We start from the raw sequence: 6,000 nt of genomic DNA, 5'->3' as shown, positions 1-6,000 counted from the left end.
GTGTGATTTATAACATGTACGTGTGGCATTGAAATTCTTAACGCCATTTTCTCAAGGCCGGTCGGTTAATTTGTCATTATCCACAAAATCAACTGAAAGTTGTTGGTTACCTACCAATGACAAGTTTCTTTATCTGTTTGATTAACAAGGTATTAGAGTGTACCCCAATTCTGATGCTCTTTTGCTCATATTTTTGATAATTCGTTCTTTGTATTTTATTTCATATTGTTCTAATCCCTGTTCCACATAATCGAATCCTCTGGTCATAAACCGATAATATAGTACTGCCAGTTTTCTTGCCAAAGCCTTCATAGCTACTTTTTTCCCATGCTTTGCTTTAATCCGGTTGTAAAAGCCTTTTAGGGCCAGGTTTTTACTCGTAGAGATGGATAATGCCAGATTTCTGAAAATTTGCCCGGTTTTGGTCTTCGGAATGAATCTCCTTTAGAGCTGAAATACGAACGACAAAAATGAGATGCTCTGGTCTCAAGGCGAATATCTCCATACTAAATTTATACACATAAAAGCTATAACATCCATGTTAGCAAATTAAATTTGTCCTGTAAAAAAGGGATCTATGGATGCAGAAAATATTGAAAATGTCGCTGTGGAGGAAACCGTTCCCAAGAAAGAAATAAAGAAACGGTTTGTATTTATTCTAAAGCTGATTTTTTTTACAGGGATCATTTATTTGCAATTTCGGTATCCCGAGCTTAGGGAAGAATACGGTATCTCATCCAATATCATAGATGCGATCCTGTTTTATATTACCGCGCACATGATCATTTCCTTTAGCAGGTTGGCTATTGTCTATCTTTATATCAAGAGATCTGGCAGGCAGGTTGGCTTTATGAATAATTTTATTCTGGGAGTGAACCAAATAGCCAACATACTTTCTTTTATTATGTTCATTTTTGCACTTTTTTTACTTTTCGATATTAAAGCCGGTGAATTTTTCACCTCTATCAGCATCGTGGCGGCTGCTATCGCCCTTATTTCCAAGGATTACATATCCAATATGATCAATGGCATGATCATTATGTTTTCAGATGAACTCTCACTGGAGGATTACGTGAAGGTTGGGGCGCATCGGGGAAAAATATCTAATATCACCCTGCTCAATATGCATATTATTAACGATGACGATGACCTGGTTTATGTTCCCAATAATTATATTCTGTCATCTGATGTAGTCAATTTTACCAAGCATGATATTCAAAAGATCACCCTTGAATTTGAGCTGAATCAGATTCACTTAAAACACTATGAGCGTTTAAAAACAGATTTCGATAAGGTTTTGCAGCCGTATAAGAAGAACATAAAAAAGGATAGCCAGGTGTTAAAGGTGTTAAAGGTTACAAAGGATAGTGTTCAGCTAAAATACCAGTTCCGATTTATCAGGTGGGACAAGAGTATGGAGAAAGATATCCGCAGAAATATCCATGAATGTATTATTGCGACTTTAAATGAGCAGGAGATAATGGGTGTTAAGATAGAAAATTGATAATATCTGCAGGCGGGTGTCCGATATTTTTTGTTAATTTTAATTACAACAAATCAAATACAACATGAACCGACTAATCCTATTTTCCCTATTGCTGGCTTTGACTATTTCGTGTAATAAACCGAAGACTGACGAACAAGGCGGAGATCAGACAGATACAGAAACACCTCAAAGACCTATACTAACCAAGGTTTGGGAAACTGACACTACGCTGACTACAAATGAGTCAGTGCTTTATGATAAGGAAAGGAATGTGCTTTTCGTAAGCAATATATCGGGAAAGCCCACCGAAAAGGATGGCGTGGGTTTCATCAGTAAGCAGGGCCTGGATGGTAGTGACGAACAGTTAGAGTGGGTGAAAGGGCTGGACGCACCAAAGGGAATGGCTATTCTAAACGATAACCTGTATGTGACCAATATTGATGAACTGGTAGAAATAAATATTGCGGAAGGAACAATCACCAATCGTTATCCTGTTGAGGGAGCGCAATTTCTCAACGATGTGGCTACCGATGGCAAGCATATCTATTTCTCGGATATGAGCACAGGTAAGATACATATGATGGAAGACGGGCAGGTTTCTGTATTCAAAGAAGGGATTGAAAATATTAATGGCCTCGCCTTTAATCAGCAAGGAGAACTTTATGGCCTGGATGGCCGGGGGCTGCGAAAGTTTCCGATGGAAGACGGTGAGCCTGAAGTAATAAATGATGTTGTTACAGGAGGAGACGGACTTGTGATAATCAATGATAATACTTTCATTGCCAGTCGCTGGCAGGGAGAGATCTACCTGATCCAAAATGGCAAAGAAACTTTGTTGCTGGACACCAAAGATCAGAACTCAAATACTGCCGATATAGGCTATATTCCTGAAGAGCAGCTTGTTCTTGTTCCTACTTTTTTTGCTAACAAGGTAGTGGCTTATAAGCTTAGCTACTGATGGGCCAAGCGGCTCGCAGCTTGAGCTGTAAGCTTGCAACTTACTTAATGTATGTAAGAAAATGTTCCCGCCAAAGAGGGGATGAAGTCCCCAAAAGCGGAGTCTCTTGGGGGAAGAGCATTTTTGGGGTAAGCATAACGCGTACATTGGTGTTTTCATTGCGACACTTCTGGCTTATGGCTGCCGGCCTGTTTCGGTTACCAGAAAGTTAAAGGACAGATTAATAAAGATAAAGCGTGTTTCATGCCACAGTTACTTAAGACACTTACAGCTTTATCCTTGGCAAGCCTCTTAACTTTCGGTACCTGCACCAGAGTCGATGAGCTACGGCAAGACCCGGAACTGACCCCTCTTCAGCAGGGATTCAAAGCGGCAGCAGCGATAGGTTATTGTGTGTCTTTGGCGGCTACGGCATTCGAAGGGCATCCTTTACCTGCCAATGTTACCTTCGAAGCAGGCGCCAACAGCGAATATTCCAGCTCAGGTTTAATCTACCTAACTGTAGACAAAAGCCATCCGTTGCCATTCAATAATAAAATAGGCAATATATTGATTGGGGGCATTTGGGACAATACAGATGGGGGAGGAGTTATCTCTATTCTGTTTGGTGACCTTGATATTTTATCGGCAGAGTTTAAACTATATGGCATACATACCATACCTGTAATAAGAAAAAAGGACAGTGATCAGCTTGTTGCTGTGTTTGCCGAGCAGGATATAGTCATTGGTGAAGGCTCGGATACCATTATTCATGTAGGGCTTTCGCGAATAGCCTTTGATACAGAGTTGCAGCGGTTGGAATCTGACCAGCCGGCAGATGTATTTGCAACTGTAAAGCAAAATGTTTGGTTTATTAATGTTGACCAACGCAATAGTTTTTCTGATATCTATGATGATGAATATGTGATCAACGGAGGAGGTCAGATTTTGGAGGCCAATAGTACTTCCGGTGGCATTTTATATCATGCAATGATCGAAACCGCTTTCTCCTATGCTACCTGCAGCCGAAATCCTTTAAGAGGGACGGCATTTATTCAGAATATTAAAGCAGGAAATAGTATTGACCTGGGAAATATCCTTCTTGATTTCCACTCATCTTGTGATGGACAGGCAGATGTGCAGTTCTCTACAGGGCAGTATCTTTCATCTAACGGACAAAATATCCACCTGAATTTTGATTAACCGCAGAATCGTTGTGTCAGGTAAGTGGCAGTTATCTTCTGCTCAAAACATTCTACACTAGCTGTATAGGTCAAAAATTTCTTTGCCGATGTACAGTAGATAAATCACAATGAGGGTATAGCCCAGCCGTTGCCCTATTCGCCATCGGGATATCAAGAACGCAATAAAGATAAGCAGAACAGAAGCAAGCAGCAGGATAACGGATTCATTTAGCCCTTCTGCCTGTGTGGAAATCGAACTGCCCTTGATCAGAGTGATAAGAAGCCAAGGAAGTCCCAGACCTATCAGTATGTCAAAAATATTTGAGCCTACCGCATTGCTAACGGCCATTCCTCCTCTGCCTTGCTTTGCAACTATCACAGAAGATATCATGTCGGGGATAGAGGTGCCGACTGCTAAAACGGTTAATGCAATGATTATTTCCGGTATATCCAAAATTTGGGAGATACCAATGGCAGACTCCACCAGTATCCAACATAGAACAGCTATAGCCAACACTGAGAGTGCAAAAGTGGCAATGTAGTGCTTCGGAGGAGGAAATATTTTCCTCAGGACATAGTTTAACGGCTGGAATATCTTTTTCCATCCTTTTAGCTCACCTTCCTCTATATAATCATCGTCTATGCTATCTGTATCTGTGAATTTTAATAATTTACGCCAGTACATCACAGCGATCAAATAACCTCCGTAGAAGATAACCAATACAAGACTCTCTATCCAGTTCACTTCACCATCTCTTAATATAAAAAATAAAGCGGCTACAGACAGGCCATAGAATAAAAGATCCCGCAACACAGGCTGCCACATCAGCTTGACCTTGCGTACTGCTGCTGAGGCTCCAATAATAACAAGGATGTTGAAAAGAGCAGAGCCCACAATAGTGCCTACCCCGATGGCTTCGTGATTCCCGGAGTGTACTAGAGCAATGATGGCTACAAAAAGCTCAGGGGCGCTCGAACCAATGGCCATAAGCGTAGCGCCCGCCATTTCGTGCGACATTTTCAAGCGTTTTGCAATTTGGTCCAGAGCAGGTATAAAGTAGCGATCACTTACTTCAGCAAGAAGATAGAAAGTTGTGATCAATGCCCAACTATAAATAATAATCTCCACGCCTAAAGATACTTTTTTTATGTTTTTTTTATAAAGTCTGTTGCGGAATTAACAAAAAAAAAACCACTGTTCCCTATCGATTTGCAGATAATATGTAATCTTAGATAAGAGAGTCGTGCGATAAAATATTCTTGCTAAGGAATTAATGTTTATTGCTGAATTTTTATAAATTGAGCAGAAAAAATGACTATTTATGAAATTTAAAACTTTACTTATTTCAGGCATCCTGCTGGTTTCTACAGTGGCGGCATTTGCACAAAAGATGAAAATCACCTCAGGTGACCCGGGTTTTCTCAAAGGCCAAAAGAAGATTAATGTTGTCTACGATTATAGCAATATGGGCGTTGGAAAATTTGATAGGGAGGAAGACTATGTGAAGGATAAATCGGAAAAACTCAATGAAAAAGAGTCAGGCCGTGGTGATGAGTGGAAAAAAAATTGGGTGGCAGACAGAAAGGAGCGTTTTGAACCTAAATTTGAAGAGCTATTCAATAAACAGCTTGAAAAGGTGGGTGTAAAGGTGGGACAGTTTGATGATGCCGAATACACCCTGGTATTAAAAACCACCTATACCGAACCGGGATTCAATGTTGGGGTAGTGAGAAAGAGCGCATTCACCAACCTGGAGGCTGTCTTTATGCAAACAGGTTCTGAAGAGCCGGTTATGGTAATTGCACTTGAAAAATCACCTGGCCGTGATGCCATGGGATATGATTTTGACACAGGCTACCGTATCCAGGAGTCATATGCTAAAGCCGGAAAGGAATTGGGCCAATTTCTCGTTAAGAAAAAGGCTTTTTAAGTAATAAAAATTTAATAAAAAGCCGTCTCAAAGTGCTATATAGCCATTGAGACGGCTTTTTGATGCTGTTTGCATAATTTGCATTCATTGTACTGGCTTAAAACAGTGCGGCAATCCCCTCTTCCCTGGCGTCCATTAAGGGGGGATCGCTTCGATTCCTCCCCGTGGCAAGGCCGGGACAGGCGCGATGACGGCCAGAGTTTTCTAATAGACTCTAATTGGTGTCTATTAGAAAACTCTAAGTGGCTTTAAGAAAACATTCCCGCTAAAGAACGGGATGAAGTTCCAAAAAGCGGAGCGTACTGGAGTACGTGAGCATTTTTGGCACGAGTGTAACGCAGATATTGGCGTTTTCTTACAGACACTAATTAGTATCAACTCCAGCCACAAACTCATCTTGGAAATCATATAAAATATTACAAGAAAATTATTCCTTCAGAATCCCGTTGATAATAAATTCCT

At 40.6% G+C, this 6,000-nt stretch carries 5 protein-coding genes; 4 read left to right on the top strand and 1 reads right to left on the bottom strand.

Annotation, left to right across the window (positions count from 1 at the left end):
* The first annotated feature begins 577 nt into the window (after positions 1–577).
* The 3 genes from C900_RS23010 (at position 578) to C900_RS23000 (ending at position 3,626) form a co-directional block, all read left to right on the top strand.
* Positions 578–1,504: a mechanosensitive ion channel family protein gene (locus C900_RS23010; protein ID WP_009582682.1), complete on the top strand. Its 927-nt coding sequence runs from the start codon at positions 578–580 to the stop codon at positions 1,502–1,504.
* 64 nt (positions 1,505–1,568) lie between these two features.
* Positions 1,569–2,444: an SMP-30/gluconolactonase/LRE family protein gene (locus C900_RS23005; RefSeq protein ID WP_040497368.1), complete on the top strand. Its 876-nt coding sequence runs from the start codon at positions 1,569–1,571 to the stop codon at positions 2,442–2,444.
* A gap of 243 nt (positions 2,445–2,687) precedes the next feature.
* Positions 2,688–3,626, top strand: coding sequence for a hypothetical protein (locus tag C900_RS23000; RefSeq protein WP_009582680.1), 939 nt, complete (start codon positions 2,688–2,690; stop codon positions 3,624–3,626).
* Between the two features lie 57 nt (positions 3,627–3,683).
* Here C900_RS23000 and C900_RS22995 read toward each other — a convergent pair whose 3' ends face one another.
* Positions 3,684–4,736 carry a calcium/sodium antiporter gene (locus tag C900_RS22995; protein WP_009582679.1) on the bottom strand — a complete coding sequence of 351 codons (1,053 nt, stop codon included), beginning with the start codon at positions 4,734–4,736 and terminating at the stop codon, positions 3,684–3,686.
* 193 nt (positions 4,737–4,929) lie between these two features.
* Between C900_RS22995 and C900_RS22990 the strand changes: the two genes are divergently transcribed.
* Complete coding sequence (locus C900_RS22990; RefSeq protein ID WP_009582678.1) at positions 4,930–5,538, top strand: hypothetical protein; 609 nt, start codon at positions 4,930–4,932, stop codon at positions 5,536–5,538.
* Positions 5,539–6,000: the final 462 nt, after the last annotated feature.

Origin of the sequence: Fulvivirga imtechensis AK7, assembly GCF_000331535.1 — a bacterium.
Lineage (GTDB): Bacteria > Bacteroidota > Bacteroidia > Cytophagales > Cyclobacteriaceae > Fulvivirga > Fulvivirga imtechensis.
The sequence above is the reverse complement of the archived record's forward strand: the minus strand, read 5'-3'. Positions and strand labels throughout refer to the sequence as shown.

Bases quoted from the DNA above. Each gene is read 5' to 3' on its own strand.
- C900_RS23010 (WP_009582682.1), top strand. From the start codon at position 578: ATGGATGCAGAAAATATTGAAAATGTCGCTGTGGAGGAAACCGTTCCC.
- C900_RS23005 (WP_040497368.1), top strand. From the start codon at position 1,569: ATGAACCGACTAATCCTATTTTCCCTATTGCTGGCTTTGACTATTTCG.
- C900_RS23000 (WP_009582680.1), top strand. From the start codon at position 2,688: ATGCCACAGTTACTTAAGACACTTACAGCTTTATCCTTGGCAAGCCTC.
- C900_RS22990 (WP_009582678.1), top strand. From the start codon at position 4,930: ATGAAATTTAAAACTTTACTTATTTCAGGCATCCTGCTGGTTTCTACA.